Below are 14,934 nucleotides of genomic sequence, written 5' to 3' on the forward strand. Positions count from 1 at the left end.
ACCCGACGAGGAGAGCAGGAGACCCGTGCGCACGCTCGCCATCACCCAGAACATCACCCTCGACGGCTGCGTCGAGATGCTCGGCGACTGGTTCGACCCGGGCGCCTCCGGCGACGCCGGCTCCTCGGACGTGCTGGCCCACGTCCACCGGGCGGACCAGCGCGCCGACGCGCTCCTGGTCGGCCGACGCACCTTCGAGGACTTCCGCGGCTACTGGCCGCAGCAGCACGACGACACGACGGGCATCACCGCCTACCTCGACCAGGTCGCGAAGTACGTCGTCTCCTCGACCCTGGCCGACCCGGCGTGGGCCCGCAGCACCGTCCTGACGGGCGACCCGGTCCAGGAGGTCCGCGCGCTCAAGGAGGCGGACGGGCAGGACGTCGTCGTCACCGGCAGCATCACGCTCTGCCACGCGCTCATCACCGCCGGCCTCGTCGACGAGTACCGCCTCTACGGCTTCCCCGTCGTCCAGGGCCGCGGGCGGCGGCTGTTCCCCGACGGGTACGAGCTGCCGGTGCTGCGCCTGCTCGAGGCGACGTCGTTCCGCGGCGGCGTCACCTACGCCGGGTACGCCGTCGTCCGGTGACGCGGTGGCCCGGCACCTGCGCCGGTGCCGTCCGTCGCCGCTGCCGGCCACCCCGGCGCAAGCGTGACGACGTCCCCGACGACGACGACGGCGGGCGGGCGCACCCCTGCCGCCTCGGCGCGCCCGGCCACGTCCGCGAGCGTGCCGAAGGTCGCGCGCTGGCGGGGCCCGTAGCCGTCCTCCACGACCGCGACGGGCGTCGACGGCGGCCGGCCGGAGGCGACGAGCGCGGCCGCCGAGGTCGCCAGCGCGCTGACGCCCATGAGCAGGACGACGGTGTGCGCCTCGACCGGCACCCCGGCGAGCGCCGACGGCGTCGCCACCAGGTCCTCGTGCCCGGTGAGCACGGTGAAGCCGCGCGACACCCCGCGGTGGGTCACGGGGATGCCGACGGCCGCGGGCACCGACACCGCCGACGTCACGCCGGGCACGACCTCGACGTCGAGACCTGCTGCCCGGCAGGCGGCCAGCTCCTCCCCGCCGCGGCCGAAGACGTAGGGGTCGCCGCCCTTGAGCCGCACGACGAGCCGGCCGGCGAGGCCGTGCTCGACGAGCAGGTCGTTGATCTTCTCCTGGGGCACGGGGTGGTTGCCCGGGGTCTTGCCGACGTCGACGACCAGGACCTCCTCGTCCAGCTCGGCCAGCACGCCGCGGGGCCCGAGCCGGTCGGTGACGACGACGTCGGCCTCCGCGAGGAGCCGGCGGCCGCGCGCGGTGAGCAGGCCCGGGTCGGCCGGCCCGCCGCCGACCAGCGCGACCCTGCCGGCCGCCCGCGGCCGCGCCCGTCGCAGCGGCAGGTCGCCGGACTGCAGGGCGGCGGCGACGCCGTCCCGCAGCCGCCCGGCCCGGCGCGGGTCGCGACCGGCGCTCACGGCGACGGTCACGTCGTCGACGCGGGCGACCCCGGGCGTCCACGCGCTGGCCCGCGCGGCGTCCCCGCGGTCGACGCACCAGACGCGCCGCCGCTCGGCCTCGGCCGAGACGGCCGCGTCGACGGCGGCGACGCCCGTCGCGGTGACGGCGAGCCAGACCTCGTCGAGGTCGGCGGCCACGAACGGGCGCCGCTCCAGCCGCACCGACCCGGCGTCGGCGAGCGCGACGAGCGGCGGCGACGGCTCCGGCGCGACGACGAGGACGTCCGCCCCGGCCGCCAGCAGCCCGGGGACGCTCCGGGACGCCACGGCCCCACCCCCGACGACGAGCACCCGCCGGCCCTCGACCCGCAGCGACAGCGGGAGCAGGTCGGTCACGAGCGGCAGGGTCTCAGCACCCTGCGTGCCGTGGGGCGCTCAGGTGTGGATGCCGCACTCGGTCTTGCCCAGGCCCGACCACCGGCCCGCCCGCTGGTCCTCGCCCGGCTCCACCCGGCGGGTGCACGGCGCGCAGCCGATGGAGGGGAAGCCGTCGAGCAGCAGGGGGTTGAGCAGCACGCCGTGCTCGCCCGCGTAGCCGACGAGCTCGTCCCAGCTCCACGCGGCGATCGGGTTGACCTTCACCAGCCCGTGCTTCTCGTCGAAGGAGACCACCGGGGCGGCCGTCCGGGTCGAGGCCTCCCCGCGGCGGACGCCGGTGACCCAGGCGTCGTAGCCGGCGAGCTCGGCGCGCAGCGGCTCGACCTTGCGCATCGCGCAGCACTGGCCGGGGTCGCGGTCGTGCAGGCGGGCGCCGTAGCGCGCGTCCTGCTCGGCGACCGTGAGCTGCGGTCGGACGTCGACGACCCGGACGTCCATCGTCTGCGCCACCGCGTCGCGCGTGCCGAGGGTCTCGGCGAAGTGGTACCCCGTCTCCAGGAACAGCACGTCGACGCCCGCCCGGGCGCGCGAGACCAGGTGCGGGAGGACGGCGTTGGCCATGGAGGAGGCCACCGCGACGCCGTCGCCGAGCTCGCCCGTGACCCACCGGAGGACCTCGAGCGCGCCGTCCTCGCCCTCGACGTGGCCGAAGCGGCGCTCCCCCTCGGCCGCCAGCGCCCGCAGCTCCTGCTCGCCGCGTCCACGGCGGCGGCGCGGCGCGGGGACGTGCGTCGAGGCTCGCGCGCCCGTCTGGGGCGCCGCGACGTCCGGTGCCGGCGCGGTCATCGCAGCGCGTCCTCCTCCACCCGGTGGGCCCAGACGCCGAAGCTCTCGGCCCCGTCGCGGTCGGCGGCGTACCGCCGGACGACCCGCTCGACGTAGTCGACGAGGTCGTCGGCCGTGACCTTGAGCCCTCTCACGGTACGGCCGAGACCGGCCTCCTCACGCTCTGCCGACGCGAGCCCGCCGCCGAGGTGCACCTGGAAGCCGGGCACCTGCTCGCCGTCCTCGCCCGGCACGAGCTGGCCCTTGAGGCCGATGTCGGCGGTCTGGATGCGCGCGCAGGAGTTGGGGCAGCCGTTGACGTGGAGGCGGACCGGCGCGGGCAGCTCGCGCTGCACGTCGGCCAGGCGCTCGTCGAGCTCGGCGACCGCCCGCGTCGCGGTGGCCTTGGTGTCGACGATGGCGAGCTTGCAGAACTCGATGCCCGTGCACGCCATCGTGGTGCGGCGGAACAGGTTCGGCCGCGCCTCCAGACCGAGCGCCCCCAGCTCGGCGACGACGTCCTCGGCCTCGGCCGCCGGCACGTCGAGGACGACGAGCTTCTGGTGCGGGGTCAGGCGGACCCGGCGGCTGCCGTGCGCCTCGGCGACGTCGGCGACGCCAGCCAGCACCTCACCGCTCACGCGGCCGACGACGGGGGCCACGCCGACGTAGCGGCGCCCGTCCTTCTGGGGGTGGACGCCGACGTGGTCGGCGCTGCCGACGGGAGGGCCGGGCGGCGGCCCGTCGGGCAGCGACCGGTGCAGGTACTCCTGCTCCAGCACCTCGCGGAACCTCTCCGCGCCCCAGTCGGCGAGCAGGAACTTCAGCCGCGCCTTGGTGCGCAGCCGGCGGTAGCCGTAGTCGCGGAACAGGCTGACGACGGCGTGCCAGACGTCGGGGACCTCCTCCGGGCGGACGAAGGTGCCGAGCCGCTCGGCCAGGCGCGCGTTCGTCGACAGCCCGCCCCCGACGAAGAGGTCGTAGCCGAGGCCCAGCTCGGGGTGGGTGGTCGCGACGAAGGAGATGTCGTTGATCTCGTGGACGACGTCCTGGCTGGGGTGGCCGGTGATCGCGGACTTGAACTTGCGGGGCAGGTTGGCCAGCTCGGGGTCGCCGACGTACCGCCGCTGGATCTCCTCGACCTGCGGGCTCGGGTCGAGCAGCTCGTCGGCGGCCACCCCCGCGACGGGCGAGCCGAGGATGACGCGGGGGCAGTCCCCGCAGGCCTCGGTGGTCTGCAGGCCGACGGCCTCGAGGCGACGCCAGATCTCGGGCACGTCCTCGATGCGGATCCAGTGCATCTGGACGTTCTGCCGGTCGCTGACGTCGGCGGTGCCGCGGGCGAAGTCGACGGAGATGCCGGCGACGACGCGCAGCTGCTCGGTGGACAGCGCCCCGCCGTCGACGCGGACGCGGAGCATGAAGTACTCGTCCTCGAGCTCGTGCGGCTCCAGCTGCGCCGTGCGGCCGCCGTCGATGCCCGGCCTGCGCTGGGTGTACAGGCCCCACCAGCGCAGCCGCCCGCGCAGGTCGTCGGGCTCGATGCTCCCGAATCCCTCGCGGGCGTAGACCTCCTCCACCCGCCGGCGGACGTTCAGCGCGGGGTCGTCCTGCTTGAACTGCTCGTTGTGGTTGAGCGGGGCCGTGCCGTCGACGGCCCACTGCCCGTTCGGCCGGGCGGCGCGCGCGGGGCGCGGCGGTCGCGGCGGGGCGTCCGTCGGTGCGGGAGGAGCGGTCATCGTGGGTCCCGTCTCGCCTGGGTCTGCGCCGGCCTGCCAGCCGGCTGGCTGCAGGTCTGCCGCCTGCGTGCTGCCGGTGCGCAACGTCGGCCAGCGTAAGCACAATTCCGACCGGACCACTTCAGGTCCAGGATCCGGACCGCGGCCACCCCCTTCCCGCCGCGACGCACGCCCTGGCGGCGCGCCCGGCCGACCCGACTCGCGCGGCCCGGCGCCTCCCCCGACGATCGACCCATGCCCCGGCTGCGCACCTCCTCCCCCAACGACCCGGGGTGGACGCGGCGCGCGCACGGCAAGGGCTTCCGCTACCTCGACGCCCTCGGCGAGCCGCTCAGCAAGGACGACCGCGCCCGCTGCGAGGCGCTCGTCATCCCGCCGGCGTGGAAGGACGTGTGGATCTGCCCGTGGCCCCACGGCCACATCCAGGTCGTCGGCACCGACGCGGCCGGCCGGCGCCAGTACCGCTACCACGACGACTGGCGCAAGCAGCGGGACAGGGACAAGCACGACCGCGTGCTCGAGGTGGCCAAGCGGCTGCCCGGGGCCCGCGCCCGCGTGCAGAAGGACGTCGAGAGGCACAGCGCCCGCAACCCCATGCCGCGCGAGCGGGCCCTCGCCACGGCCTTCCGGCTGCTCGACCTCGGCTTCTTCCGCGTGGGCGGGGAGAGCTACGCCGAGACCAACGGCAGCTTCGGCCTCGCGACGATCGAGAAGCAGCACGTCAGCGTCGCGGGCGACCAGATCGTCTTCGACTACGTCGCCAAGTCGGGCAAGGACCGGCACATCGCCGTGGCCGACGCCGACGTCATCGACGCCGTCCAGACCCTGCGCCGTCGCCGTGGCCCGCGCACGGACGACCTCCTCGCCTGGCGGGACGCCCGCGGCTGGCACGACGTCACGAGCAGCGACGTCAACGCCTACGTCAAGGAGGTCGTCGGGGGCGACGTCTCCGCCAAGGACTTCCGCACCTGGCACGCCACGGTGCTCGCCGCGGTCGCCCTGGCCGTCTCGACGCACGCGGCCGGGACGGCGACGGCGCGCAAGCGGGCGATCTCGCGCGCCATGCAGGAGGTCTCCCACTACCTCGGCAACACCCCGACGGTCGCGCGGGCCAGCTACGTCGACCCGCGCGTCGTCGACCTCTTCGAGGACGGCGTGACCATCGAGAACGCCCTCGGCCTGCTCGGTGACGACGTCGGCGCGGGCGAGCCCGCCACCCACGGCGAGATCGAGGCGGCCGTCCTCGCCCTGCTGCACGACGAGCCGGTCTCAGACCTGCGCGCCGCCCGGCAGGGCCAAGGCCGGGGCGCCCCGCGCGAGACCGCGTCCGAGGCGGCCTGAGCTCCCCCGCCGACGTGCTCCGCGCTCAGCCCCAGCCGAGCTCGTGCAGCCGGTCGTCGTCGATGCCGAAGTGGTGGGCCACCTCGTGGACGACCGTGACGGCCACCTCCTCGGCCACCTCCTTGGCGTCGGCGCACAGGCGCAGCACCGGGCCCTTGTAGATCGTGATGCGGTCCGGCAGAGACCCGGCGTCCCACCACCCGTCGCGCTCGGTGAGCGGCGTGCCCTCGTAGAGCCCCAGCAGCGTCCCCTCGGGGTCGTCGGGGTCGAGGTCCCCGGAGGCGCGCGCGTCGGCGAGGGCGCGGGCGTCGGGCTCGTCGGCGACGAGGACGACGACGTTGCGCATGGCCGCCGCCAGCTCGGGCGGGATCTGGTCGAGGCCGTCGGCGACGGCCTCCTCGAACTCCTCGTCGGTCATCTCCACCACGTGCCGAACCCTGCCAGCGCGGGCCAGCGAGGGCCGCTTTGGAGGCGGACGGGGGAAGCCCCTATGCTCGGCGTCGTCCGCGCGTCGCACGTCGACGGGTGGACGCCCCGGGTCCGCCTGGCGGCGGGGCAGGCCCCCATCGTCTAGCGGCCCAGGACACCGCTCTTTCACAGCGGCAGCACGGGTTCGAATCCCGTTGGGGGCACGCACTGCCGGCACCGCACCACGGCGCCGGAGCACCACCGGTCTCGTGCCGCACGAGGCCCCGTAGCGCAGTTGGTTAGCGCGCCGCCCTGTCACGGCGGAGGTCGCGGGTTCGAGTCCCGTCGGGGTCGCCAGCAGTTCCGGAGCACCACGCCCAGCACGTACCCGTCGCAGGGCAGCGGGGCTGGTGAGAGGGCCAGATAGCTCAGCTGGTAGAGCATTCGACTGAAAATCGAAAGGTCGGCGGTTCGATCCCGCCTCTGGCCACCTCAGTACCACTGCTCGCAGCAGCAGGCACCAGCGACCACGCAGCACGACGTCGGGCGGTCACCCTCCTCGGATGACCGCCCGACGTCGTCTCCAGACCGCGGTGGACCGGGACCCAGCTGCTAGGCCCCGGCCGGACCGTCAGACGCGGCCCCAGGTGACGCCGCTCTTAGCCCAGATCGTGCGCTTGGAGATGGTGCGACCCGGGCGCGGGGAGTCCCAGATCTGCCAGTTCCCTGCGTAGATGCCCACGTGGTAGACGTGCCCGCTGGAGTTGTGGAAGAAGACCAGGTCACCCGGCCGCAGCGAGCGGGTGGGGATCTTCGTCGTGGCCGCGCGTTGCTGCGCGGCCGTGCGAGGGATGGACTCGCCGGCCTGCTTGTAGGACCACTGGGTCAGGCCCGAGCAGTCGAAGCGCGTGGGGCCGGTGCCCCCGTAGGCGTACGGCATGCCGGCCCGGGTCGCCGCGGCAGCGACCGCCTTCGCGCCGACGTCCGAGCGGGCCTCGGCGGCGGGCGCCGCAGGGCCGACGGCCAGGCCGGCGAGCACGGCGAGCGCAGCGAGGAGCACGGGCAGCAGGCGGGCAGGTCGGCGCAGAGCAGTGGTGGTCATGGACGTCCTCCGGGTTCGCCTGCGGGGGGTGACCTGTCGGGTTCGGGCTCGAAGGCTGCCCGGCCACGTCTGTGGCTTCACCCCGAGGGCAGCCAGCGAGTGCTGGTCGCCCGACGAGCTGGTTCCTCCGCCCCTGCCGTTCCGTCTTCCTGTTGCTGTGCAGACCGCGTGCGGCGGCAGGGTTCGGCGTCCGCGCGGCTGCCCCACCAGGCGGTGGGGGCTTCTGGTCGGTCGTTCGACGGAATCGTGACAGACCTTTACCTGATCGAGACCAGCGGGTCCTCAACTTCTTGCCCTGGAGACCGACGAAGCCCTCCAGTCCCTGACGCCCCAGCTGCCCCACGACGCCCGCCCTCTGGCGCGACGCCGTCACCGCCAGGAGCGACGGGCCCGGTCGAACGCCGTCGCGGACGTGCACCGGCTGGCGAGCGACGGCTGGCGAGTGACGGCTGGCGAGTGACGGGGCCGGGCCCACACTGGGTGGATGCCGACCCCCGCCGCCACGGACGACGACGACGCCTGGCGGGCCGCCCGACGTCGCGCCGCGCGCCAGCACCACCCCGACCTCGGCGGGTCGACCGAGGCGTACATGGCGGCCCTGGCGGAGGTGGACGCCGCGTTCGGGCGCGGTGCGCCCACCGGTGGCCCAAGACCGGTGGTCGTGACGACGTCGCTGCGTCGCCGCCTGCTCCGGGTGACCCTGCGCGGTGCCCGTGACGCCTCGCGCTCGGTCCGGCAGCGCCTACCCCCCGGCGTCCCGGGGTCGCGTCGCTGGGGGAACCTGTAGTGGCTGACCTGGGGCGGCCCGTCCGCCCCGGCGGGCCAGGTCAGCGGCCGCGCGCTCCTACCGCGTCGAGCGTCTCGCGCACCCAGGTCGCGGCCTGCGCCGCATGCGCGGCGCGAGGGGCCGGCGGCGCCCCCTCGACGGCCGGGACGACCGGCCGCCGCACGACGACGACCGGCAGGGCGAGCTCGCGGGCGGCGACGAGCACGGCCGCCCCGCCCGGACCGCCGCTGTCGGTCGTGAGCACGACGCCGACGCCTCGCGCCGCCATCACCGCACGCTCGCCGTCCACGTCGGCGGTGCGGCGCCGGAGGGCCACCTCGCAGCCCGCGGGAAGCGGGTGCTCGGGCAGACGAGACAGACGCAGCACGAGCCGGGGCCGCGTCAGGTGCACCAGCGGCCCGAGGTGCAGACCCCCGACGGCGACGAGCGCCCGCTCCCAGGGGCCGGCGCCGAGGGCGTCCCGGGCGGCGTCGAGGTCGGCGGCCGGCCGCCAGTCGTCCCCGGGCTGCGGGACCCACGCCGGCCGCTCGAGCGTCAGCAGCGGGACGTCCGCGAAGGCGCAGGCCTCGACGGCGCGCGCGGTGATCCGGGCGGCGAAGGGGGAGGTGGCGTCGACGACGGCCCGCACCTGCTGGTGCCGCAACCAGGCGGCGAGACCACCGGCTCCCGCGAAGCCGCCGCGGAAGACCTCCCCGGGTGGGTCGAGGGGGACGGGGCGCGTGACCGGCAGCGACGTCGTCACCCGGACGCCCGGCAGGTCGACGAGCTCCTGGGCGAGCGCCCGGGCCTCCGTCGTCCCGCCGAGCACGAGGACGTGCTCGGGAGCGATGTGCTGCACGTCACCATCGTGGGGCACCCGGCGCGGCATGCTGAGGTGTCGGAGGGCAACGATGCGGTGACGACGGGCGGTCGCCACCGCCGTCAGCGGCCGGTGGCCCCGCTGCCGTCGCCGGAGGTGCCCTCGACGTCGCCGCGACGCTCGCCGGCCTGGCCGTCCGAGCGGCGCACCGAGACCCCGAGCGCCTTGGAGGCCGCGTCCTTGGCCTTGGTGATGGCCGAGCCGTGCCGGCCGCCCGTCCTGCGGTCGACGGCGTCGCCCACCCGGTCGAGACCACCGGTGACCTTGTCGGGGTTGCGGCTGGCGTACTCCCGCGCCTGGCCCACGAGACGGCCGATGTTCAGTGCCACACGTCCTCCTGCTGCTGCGCCCTCGTCCTGCTCACCCGCGGCAGGCCGGGCCGACCGTAGCCGCCGCCCCTGTGCGGGACCTGTCGGCCAGGGCCCGTGGCTCACTGACCGCCGAAGGCCGGCACCTCGATGGACTCCGACTCCTCGCCGAAGCTCACCGGCTGCCCCGTCGCCTCCAGCACCGACCACCAGAGGTCCCCGTTGGGGTCGACGCGGTTGCGGGTGCCCACGGCCAGCTCGATGGGGATGTGCACGAAGCGACGCCGCCAGCGCCCCACGACCATGTTGGTGCGCCCGGCCATGGCCGCGTGCACCGCCGCGTGCGCCAGGCGCGTGCAGTACACGCTGTCGTAGGGGTTGGCCGGGACGCTGCGGATGACGTAGCTGGGGTCGATGTAGCGCAGGTTGAGCTCGCGGCCGTGGGCGGCGAAGTCCTCGGTGATCTTCTGGCGCAGGAGGCGCCCGACGTCCTGGAGCCGCTTGTTGCCGGAGGCGTCGACGAGCCCGCCCTCGGCGTCGGCCTCGGTGAAGAGCTCCTGCCCGGCGCCCTCGGCGGCGACGACGAGCGCGTGCCCCTGGGTGTCCACGCGTCGGCGCAGGCACTCCAGGAAGCCGCCCGGCCCGTCCAGGACGAACGGCACCTCGGGGATGAGGACGAAGTCGGCGTCGTTCTGCGCCAGGGCGGCGTAGCAGGCGATGAACCCGGAGTGCCGGCCCATGAGCTTCACGACGCTCACGCCGCCGGGCGCCGAGCGCGCCTCGACCTTGGCGCTGCGGATGGAGCGCGTCGCCTCGGAGAAGGCGGTCTGGAAGCCGAAGCTCTGGTCCAGGAAGGGGATGTCGTTGTCGATCGTCTTCGGCACCCCGACGACGCCGATGGGCCGGTCGCGCCGGCCGACCTCGGCGGCGATCGCCTGGGCGCCGCGCATCGAGCCGTCCCCGCCGATGACGAAGAGGGTGCTGATGCCCATCCGCTCGAGGCAGTCGACGACCTGGCCGATGTCCTGCTGGCCGCGCGAGCTGCCGAGGATGGTGCCGCCCTGGGCCGCGATGCCGTCGACCGACTCGAGCGTCAGGTCGACGACGTCGTGGCCGTACTCGGGGATGAAGCCCTGGTAGCCGCTGCGGAAGCCGTGGATCCGGCGGACGCCGTAGTGGGTCGTCAGCTCCGAGACCAGCGCCCGGATGACGTTGTTGATGCCGGGGCACAGGCCGCCGCACGTCACGATGCCGACGCGCGTCTTCGAGGGGTCGAAGAAGATCTTCTGCCGGGGGCCGGCCGCCTCCAGGCTGGGCAGATGACCCTCCTCGCGCCGCTCGAAGGAGGAGAGCGTGTCGTCGAAGAGGATGCGGTCCCCCTCCTCGACGGTGTGGGCGCTCGTCCGCCGGGCCTCCAGGAGCGGCGCCAGCGGGGAGGTCACCGTCCGCTTCCCGAGCGTCTGGACCGTGAAGTCGATGTCGCCTGCGGGCATGCCCTGGTGCCTCCCTGTCGCGTGCTCCTGCTCCGACGGTGCGCATCCTGGCGTACCCCGTCAGCCCGTGGGACCCCGCCCGCCGCCTCGCCCCGTCCCCCGGACCGGCTCGGACCACCGCAACCCGTGCGTGCGCGAGACCCAGACCCACAGGCCCGCCGTCGTCAGCAGCGTCAGCGCGAGGGAGACGGCGAGCACCCACGGGTCCACCTCGCCCTGCTGCAACGACGAGGGGCTCAGCGGGGCGGCGAGGAGGAGCGCCAGGTTGTTCGCGGTGTGGGCGACGACGGCCAGCTCCAGGCCGCCGGTCTTCCACACGAGGGCGCCCATGGCGAGGGCGAAGAGGGCGATGTCGACCTGCCCGACCCAGTCGTACCCGTGACCGGCCATGAAGAGCGGGACGGGCAGCAGCACCCCGAGCACCGGACGGCGCAGCCACGTGCCGAGCAGCTGCTGCGGGAACCCGCGGAAGGCGTACTCCTCGGCCGCGCACTGCAGCGGGGTCAGCACGAGCACGACGAGGAGGACGACGGCCAGCCGCCCGTCCAGCGGCGGCACGGACAGGTCCGCCGGCGGGAGGACCACCGCCAGCCCCCAGAGGAGCGCCGCGTACGCCGGCAGGAGCACGGTCGCCGCCCTCAGGGCCATCGCCCACCGGAAGCGGCCCTCCACCGAGTGCACGAGCCCCCGCTGCCGCCCGCCCCACCGCAGCGCGAGGACGACGACCGGCAGCAGCAGCGCGACGGTCCCGAGCATCAGCAGGAGGTCGACCGGGTTGCGCGGGTCGTCCAGCCCCTGCGAGGGCAGGGGCACCCACGCCGGCAGGGGCGCGAGCCCGAGGTCCTCGCGGACGACCTCGAGGACGACGACCGGCAGGAGCGCCGCGAGGGCCGCCGTGGCCAGGGCGAGGAGGAGTCCCGCCGCGACGCCGAGGACGGCGACCGGGCGCCACCACCGCGCCGAGCGGGGGTCGAGGTGGGCGACGCGGTGGTAGGTCACCGGCGCAGCGGTGACGGTGGGAACGGGTGGGGTCGCGCCGGCGGGGGCGCTCGTCGTGGTGGTCATGGGAGGACCCCACCGCGGCGCCGACGGCGACGGATCGGTCGTCAGGACCTGCTTGGTCGGCGCCGGACCGGCCGGGCGAGGGAGCTGCTCGTCCGTGCGGAGGAGGGGCCGGCGTCCACCAGGAGGAGGAGGACGGCGGACGGGCGGCCTTCCTAGGCTGGCCGGGTGCTGGCCCACCCACCGCTCGCTGCGGCGCCCGGTGACCCGGACCCGGCGGCGTCCCCCGCGGTGGCGCCCCGAGCGGCGCTCGCCGAGCGTCGGCCCCACCTGTCAGCCCTCCTCGTGTCGCTGGCCTGCTCGCTGCTCGGGCCGGTGGTCTTCGTCGTCGTGCTCGGGGCGCAGCTGCCTGACGAGGGCCCGACGGCACGCCCCGTCCTGGTCGGCGTGCTTCTCGTCGTCGACGTCCTCGTCGGCCTCGTCGCGGCTGGGCTGGCCGGCTTCTTCCGGTCCTCGAGGGCGGCCGCGGCGGGCCTGGCGGCCGCCGGTGTCGTGAGCTCGTGGGCCGGGCCCGCCGGGCTCGTCGGGATGGTCCGCCTCGGCGAGCGGGCCACCCCCGGGGTGCACGTCGGCGTCCTCGTGGCCTGGACCGCGGGGGTTCTCGGGATGCTGCGCCTGTCCGAGACGGCCTTCGGCTCGCCGACGGAGGCGTTGCCGCTGGTCGTGGAGGTCCTGGCCCTCGGAGCGGTCGGGGCGCTCCTGCTCCTGTGGGGCAGGGTGCGCGGCACCCGCGCCGCGCTGCTGGCCTCCCTGCGCCAGCAGGCGGCGACCGCCGAGCGGGAGCGGGTCGCGCTGGCGCACGGACGGGAGGCCGACGTGGCCCGCAGCCGCGCCGAGGAGCGCAGCGCCCTGGCCCGCGAGATGCACGACACCGTCTCCCACCGGCTCGCGGTGGTCGCCCTGCACGCCGGGGCCCTGGCCTCGCGCGACGACCTGCCGCCCGAGCGGGCCCGGGAGGCCGCCCGCACCGTCCGCGACGCCGCCGGCGAGGCGAGCGCCGCGCTGCGCGAGCTGCTGCTGGCGCTGCGCAGCACCGACCCCGGCCAGCGCCGCGGCTCGCACGGCGGCGCGACGCCACTGCCGACGTCGGCGTCTCTCGAGGAGGTGGCGACGGCGGCGCGCGTTCACGGCCAGGAGGTCGTGCTGACGTGGGCCGACCTGCGACCGGCCGACCTCGACGCGCGCTCGCCCGCCACCGGGCTGTCCCTGGCCCAGGTGCTCGCCGAGCTGCTCGTCAACGCCCGCAAGCACGCGCCAGGCGCCGTCGCGGACGTCCGGCTCGCCCGCGAGGACGACGTCCTCGTCCTTCGGGTCACGTCGGCGCACAGCCCGCCGGCGCAGCCACCCACCGGCACGGGTCTCGGGCTCGTCGGCGTCGCCGAGCGCGCTCGCCTCCTGGGCGGCAGCGCCACCTCGGGCCGGGCCGCGGACGGCGCCTTCGTCGTCGAGGTGCGGCTCCCGTGGCGGACGTGAGCGGCGCCACCCCCGAGGGCACCTCGGGTGAGCGACCCGTGCGAGTGCTCCTCGTCGACGACGAGCGCCTGATGCGCGCGGGGCTCCGGCTCATGGTCGACGGGACGGCCGGCATCACGGTGGTCGGCGAGGCAGCCGACGGCGACGCGGCCGTGAAGGCCGTCGCCGCCCTGGACCCCGACGTCGTCCTCATGGACGTCCGGATGCCCGGCGCGAGCGGCATCGAGGCGACCGCCCGGCTCGTGGCCGCCGGTAGCCGGGCCCGGGTCGTCGTCCTCACGGCCTTCGACACCGATGACTTCCTGCTCCAGGCGCTGCGCGCCGGCGCCGTGTCCTTCCTGCTCAAGGACGCCCCGCCCGAGGACGTCGTCGCGGCCGTGCACGACGCCGCCCGGGGGCAGCCGAGCTTCTCCCCCGCCGTCCTCGCGCGGCTCGTGCAGCTCGCCTCGACGCGGCTGCCGTCACCGGCCGAGCCACCGGCCGCCGCAGGGGCACCGCCCGTCGGCACCACGACGCGCGAGTGGGAGGTCGCACGCCTCGTCGCGCAGGGCCTGACCAACGCCGAGATCGGCGCGGAGCTCTACCTCGGCACCACGACGGTGAAGACCCACCTGCTTCACCTGTTCGAGAAGCTGCACGTCACCAACCGGGTGCAGCTCGCGATCCGGGTGCTGGAGCACGACGCCAGCTGAGTGGGCGCCACCGCCGAGGAGGGGTCAGCGCGGCTGCAGCCCCGCGTCGCGCAGCACCTCGGCGCGCAGCTCGGGGTCGAGGGTGTCGACGTAGAGCCGGCCCTCCAGGTGGTCCACCTCGTGCTGCAGGCACACGGCCGCGAGCCCGTCGGCCGAGATGCGCACGGGCTCGCCGTGGACGTCGACGCCCGTGACGACGGCCGTGGTGACGCGCGAGACCGGCGCTGACTCACCGGGGATGGACAGGCAGCCCTCGTCGTCGGTGCGGCGCCGGGCGAAGACGCCGGGGAGCTTCAGCACGGGGTTGACGACGGTCGCGACGACCCGCTCCCCGCTGGCGTTCGGGCAGTCCATGACGAACATGCGCGCGTCCACACCGATCTGGTTGGCCGCCAGCCCCACGCCTTCGGCCGCGTGCATGCTCGCGACCATGTCGGCCTCCAGCCGGACGAGCTCGTCGTCGAAGCTCGTCACCGGCGCGCACGGGCGGTGCAGCACCGGGTCCCCGTCCAGCACGATCGGCCGGACCGTCCCGACCAGGCCGCCCTCCTCCGTCGACGACGGCTGGTCCTGCGCTGGCTGCACGGTCTCTCCCTCGGGCGACGTCCCGGGGACTCCCGGGTGGGTGGCCGGCGGGCCGGCGCGAGGGACGATGCTAACGACCGCCGGAGGTCGACCCTCCGCTCAGTCCTCGGTCGAGCGCGGCTGCGGCACCCCGGCGAGGAGGGCCCGCACCTCGGCCTCGCGGTAGCGCCGGTGCCCGCCGAGGGTGCGGATCGAGGAGAGCTTGCCGGCCTTCGCCCACCGGGTGACGGTCTTCGGGTCGACGCGGAAGAGCGCCGCCACCTCGGCCGGGGTGAGCAGGGTCTCGACCTCGTCGGTGCGCACGGTCATGGCGTCCTCCTGGTTCGGCGAGCCCTCCGCGGCGTGGCCACCGGAAGGGAGGGAAGCCCCTCGAGTGTGCCGCCGCACCCTGGGAGTCGCCATAGTCCGAGATGACTACCCCGGACGGGTTCGTCATCAT

Annotated in this window: 16 protein-coding genes and 3 tRNA genes; 8 read left to right on the forward strand and 11 right to left on the reverse strand. The window is 75.4% G+C overall.

All coding sequences use genetic code 11. From position 1 onward, the window contains the following. Nucleotides 1-25 precede the first annotated feature (25 nt). Nucleotides 26-589 (forward strand): dihydrofolate reductase family protein, encoded by a 564-nt coding sequence (locus WDV86_RS01200; protein ID WP_339565762.1) that lies wholly within the window; start codon nucleotides 26-28, stop codon nucleotides 587-589. On the opposite strand, the gene cobA is transcribed toward WDV86_RS01200, so the two are convergent. The 3 genes from cobA to WDV86_RS01215 are packed head-to-tail and all read right to left on the reverse strand — an operon-like array spanning nucleotide 562 to nucleotide 4,385. After that, nucleotides 562-1,839 (reverse strand): uroporphyrinogen-III C-methyltransferase, encoded by a 1,278-nt coding sequence (gene cobA / locus WDV86_RS01205; RefSeq protein WP_339565763.1) that lies wholly within the window; start codon nucleotides 1,837-1,839, stop codon nucleotides 562-564. The genes WDV86_RS01200 and cobA overlap by 28 nt on opposite strands. A gap of 39 nt (nucleotides 1,840-1,878) precedes the next feature. Further along, nucleotides 1,879-2,667, reverse strand: a complete 789-nt coding sequence (locus tag WDV86_RS01210; protein WP_339565764.1) for a phosphoadenylyl-sulfate reductase — start codon at nucleotides 2,665-2,667, stop codon at nucleotides 1,879-1,881. Next, complete coding sequence (locus WDV86_RS01215; protein WP_339565765.1) at nucleotides 2,664-4,385, reverse strand: nitrite/sulfite reductase; 1,722 nt, start codon at nucleotides 4,383-4,385, stop codon at nucleotides 2,664-2,666. The genes WDV86_RS01210 and WDV86_RS01215 overlap by 4 nt, the downstream gene beginning before the upstream one ends. 234 nt (nucleotides 4,386-4,619) lie before the next feature. On the opposite strand from WDV86_RS01215, the gene WDV86_RS01220 reads away from it, so the two are divergent. Next, a complete protein-coding gene (locus WDV86_RS01220; protein WP_339565766.1) occupies nucleotides 4,620-5,726 on the forward strand; it encodes a DNA topoisomerase IB in 1,107 nt (368 codons plus the stop codon). A gap of 25 nt (nucleotides 5,727-5,751) precedes the next feature. On the opposite strand, the gene WDV86_RS01225 is transcribed toward WDV86_RS01220, so the two are convergent. Beyond that, nucleotides 5,752-6,144: a metallopeptidase family protein gene (locus tag WDV86_RS01225; RefSeq protein WP_339565897.1), complete on the reverse strand. Its 393-nt coding sequence runs from the start codon at nucleotides 6,142-6,144 to the stop codon at nucleotides 5,752-5,754. Between the two features lie 141 nt (nucleotides 6,145-6,285). Here WDV86_RS01225 and WDV86_RS01230 point away from each other — a divergent pair. The 3 genes from WDV86_RS01230 to WDV86_RS01240 all read left to right on the forward strand — a co-directional run bounded on the left by WDV86_RS01230 (nucleotide 6,286) and on the right by WDV86_RS01240 (nucleotide 6,624). Further along, nucleotides 6,286-6,358 (forward strand) — tRNA-Glu (locus WDV86_RS01230). A gap of 56 nt (nucleotides 6,359-6,414) precedes the next feature. After that, nucleotides 6,415-6,491: transfer RNA gene (locus WDV86_RS01235), tRNA-Asp, on the forward strand. A gap of 60 nt (nucleotides 6,492-6,551) precedes the next feature. Further along, nucleotides 6,552-6,624, forward strand: a tRNA-Phe gene (locus WDV86_RS01240). 141 nt (nucleotides 6,625-6,765) lie between these two features. Here the strand turns inward: WDV86_RS01240 and WDV86_RS01245 are convergent. Beyond that, nucleotides 6,766-7,236 (reverse strand): C40 family peptidase, encoded by a 471-nt coding sequence (locus tag WDV86_RS01245; RefSeq protein WP_339565767.1) that lies wholly within the window; start codon nucleotides 7,234-7,236, stop codon nucleotides 6,766-6,768. 484 nt (nucleotides 7,237-7,720) lie between these two features. On the opposite strand from WDV86_RS01245, the gene WDV86_RS01250 reads away from it, so the two are divergent. Beyond that, entirely contained in the window at nucleotides 7,721-8,023 is a 303-nt protein-coding gene (locus tag WDV86_RS01250; RefSeq protein WP_339565768.1) for a hypothetical protein, read from the forward strand. A gap of 40 nt (nucleotides 8,024-8,063) precedes the next feature. Here the strand turns inward: WDV86_RS01250 and WDV86_RS01255 are convergent, their stop codons facing one another. The 4 genes from WDV86_RS01255 to WDV86_RS01270 all read right to left on the reverse strand — a co-directional run bounded on the left by WDV86_RS01255 (nucleotide 8,064) and on the right by WDV86_RS01270 (nucleotide 11,748). Further along, on the reverse strand, nucleotides 8,064-8,861 hold the full coding sequence (locus WDV86_RS01255; protein ID WP_339565769.1) for a precorrin-6A/cobalt-precorrin-6A reductase: 798 nt from the start codon (nucleotides 8,859-8,861) through the stop codon (nucleotides 8,064-8,066). A gap of 83 nt (nucleotides 8,862-8,944) precedes the next feature. After that, a complete protein-coding gene (locus WDV86_RS01260; RefSeq protein ID WP_339565770.1) occupies nucleotides 8,945-9,211 on the reverse strand; it encodes an antitoxin in 267 nt (88 codons plus the stop codon). Between the two features lie 101 nt (nucleotides 9,212-9,312). Continuing rightward, nucleotides 9,313-10,683, reverse strand: a complete 1,371-nt coding sequence (locus WDV86_RS01265; protein ID WP_339565771.1) for an ATP-dependent 6-phosphofructokinase — start codon at nucleotides 10,681-10,683, stop codon at nucleotides 9,313-9,315. 60 nt (nucleotides 10,684-10,743) lie between these two features. Further along, on the reverse strand, nucleotides 10,744-11,748 hold the full coding sequence (locus WDV86_RS01270) for a CPBP family intramembrane glutamic endopeptidase (RefSeq protein WP_339565772.1): 1,005 nt from the start codon (nucleotides 11,746-11,748) through the stop codon (nucleotides 10,744-10,746). 165 nt (nucleotides 11,749-11,913) lie between these two features. On the opposite strand from WDV86_RS01270, the gene WDV86_RS01275 reads away from it, so the two are divergent. Both WDV86_RS01275 and WDV86_RS01280 read left to right on the forward strand, forming a co-directional pair. Continuing rightward, entirely contained in the window at nucleotides 11,914-13,218 is a 1,305-nt protein-coding gene (locus WDV86_RS01275; RefSeq protein WP_339565773.1) for a sensor histidine kinase, read from the forward strand. Further along, entirely contained in the window at nucleotides 13,215-13,910 is a 696-nt protein-coding gene (locus WDV86_RS01280) for a response regulator transcription factor (protein WP_339565774.1), read from the forward strand. Before WDV86_RS01275 ends, WDV86_RS01280 begins: the two co-directional genes overlap by 4 nt. Before the next feature lie 24 nt (nucleotides 13,911-13,934). On the opposite strand, the gene def is transcribed toward WDV86_RS01280, so the two are convergent. Continuing rightward, the gene (def, locus tag WDV86_RS01285; protein ID WP_339565775.1) at nucleotides 13,935-14,495 is read right to left on the reverse strand and encodes a peptide deformylase; all 561 of its coding nucleotides are present in this window, start codon (nucleotides 14,493-14,495) and stop codon (nucleotides 13,935-13,937) included. Nucleotides 14,496-14,594: 99 nt separating this feature from the next. Next, nucleotides 14,595-14,804: a BldC family transcriptional regulator gene (locus WDV86_RS01290; RefSeq protein WP_339565776.1), complete on the reverse strand. Its 210-nt coding sequence runs from the start codon at nucleotides 14,802-14,804 to the stop codon at nucleotides 14,595-14,597. Nucleotides 14,805-14,934: the final 130 nt, after the last annotated feature.

Origin of the sequence: Pseudokineococcus sp. 1T1Z-3 (assembly GCF_037482365.1) — a bacterium.
Taxonomy (GTDB): Bacteria; Actinomycetota; Actinomycetes; order Actinomycetales; family Quadrisphaeraceae; genus Pseudokineococcus.

Bases quoted from the DNA above. Each gene is read 5' to 3' on its own strand.
- WDV86_RS01270 (WP_339565772.1), bottom strand. From the start codon at position 11,748: ATGACCACCACGACGAGCGCCCCCGCCGGCGCGACCCCACCCGTTCCC.
- WDV86_RS01290 (WP_339565776.1), bottom strand. From the start codon at position 14,804: ATGACCGTGCGCACCGACGAGGTCGAGACCCTGCTCACCCCGGCCGAG.
- WDV86_RS01220 (WP_339565766.1), top strand. From the start codon at position 4,620: ATGCCCCGGCTGCGCACCTCCTCCCCCAACGACCCGGGGTGGACGCGG.
- WDV86_RS01225 (WP_339565897.1), bottom strand. From the start codon at position 6,144: ATGACCGACGAGGAGTTCGAGGAGGCCGTCGCCGACGGCCTCGACCAG.
- WDV86_RS01265 (WP_339565771.1), bottom strand. From the start codon at position 10,683: ATGCCCGCAGGCGACATCGACTTCACGGTCCAGACGCTCGGGAAGCGG.
- WDV86_RS01250 (WP_339565768.1), top strand. From the start codon at position 7,721: ATGCCGACCCCCGCCGCCACGGACGACGACGACGCCTGGCGGGCCGCC.
- WDV86_RS01210 (WP_339565764.1), bottom strand. From the start codon at position 2,667: ATGACCGCGCCGGCACCGGACGTCGCGGCGCCCCAGACGGGCGCGCGA.
- WDV86_RS01215 (WP_339565765.1), bottom strand. From the start codon at position 4,385: ATGACCGCTCCTCCCGCACCGACGGACGCCCCGCCGCGACCGCCGCGC.
- WDV86_RS01245 (WP_339565767.1), bottom strand. From the start codon at position 7,236: ATGACCACCACTGCTCTGCGCCGACCTGCCCGCCTGCTGCCCGTGCTC.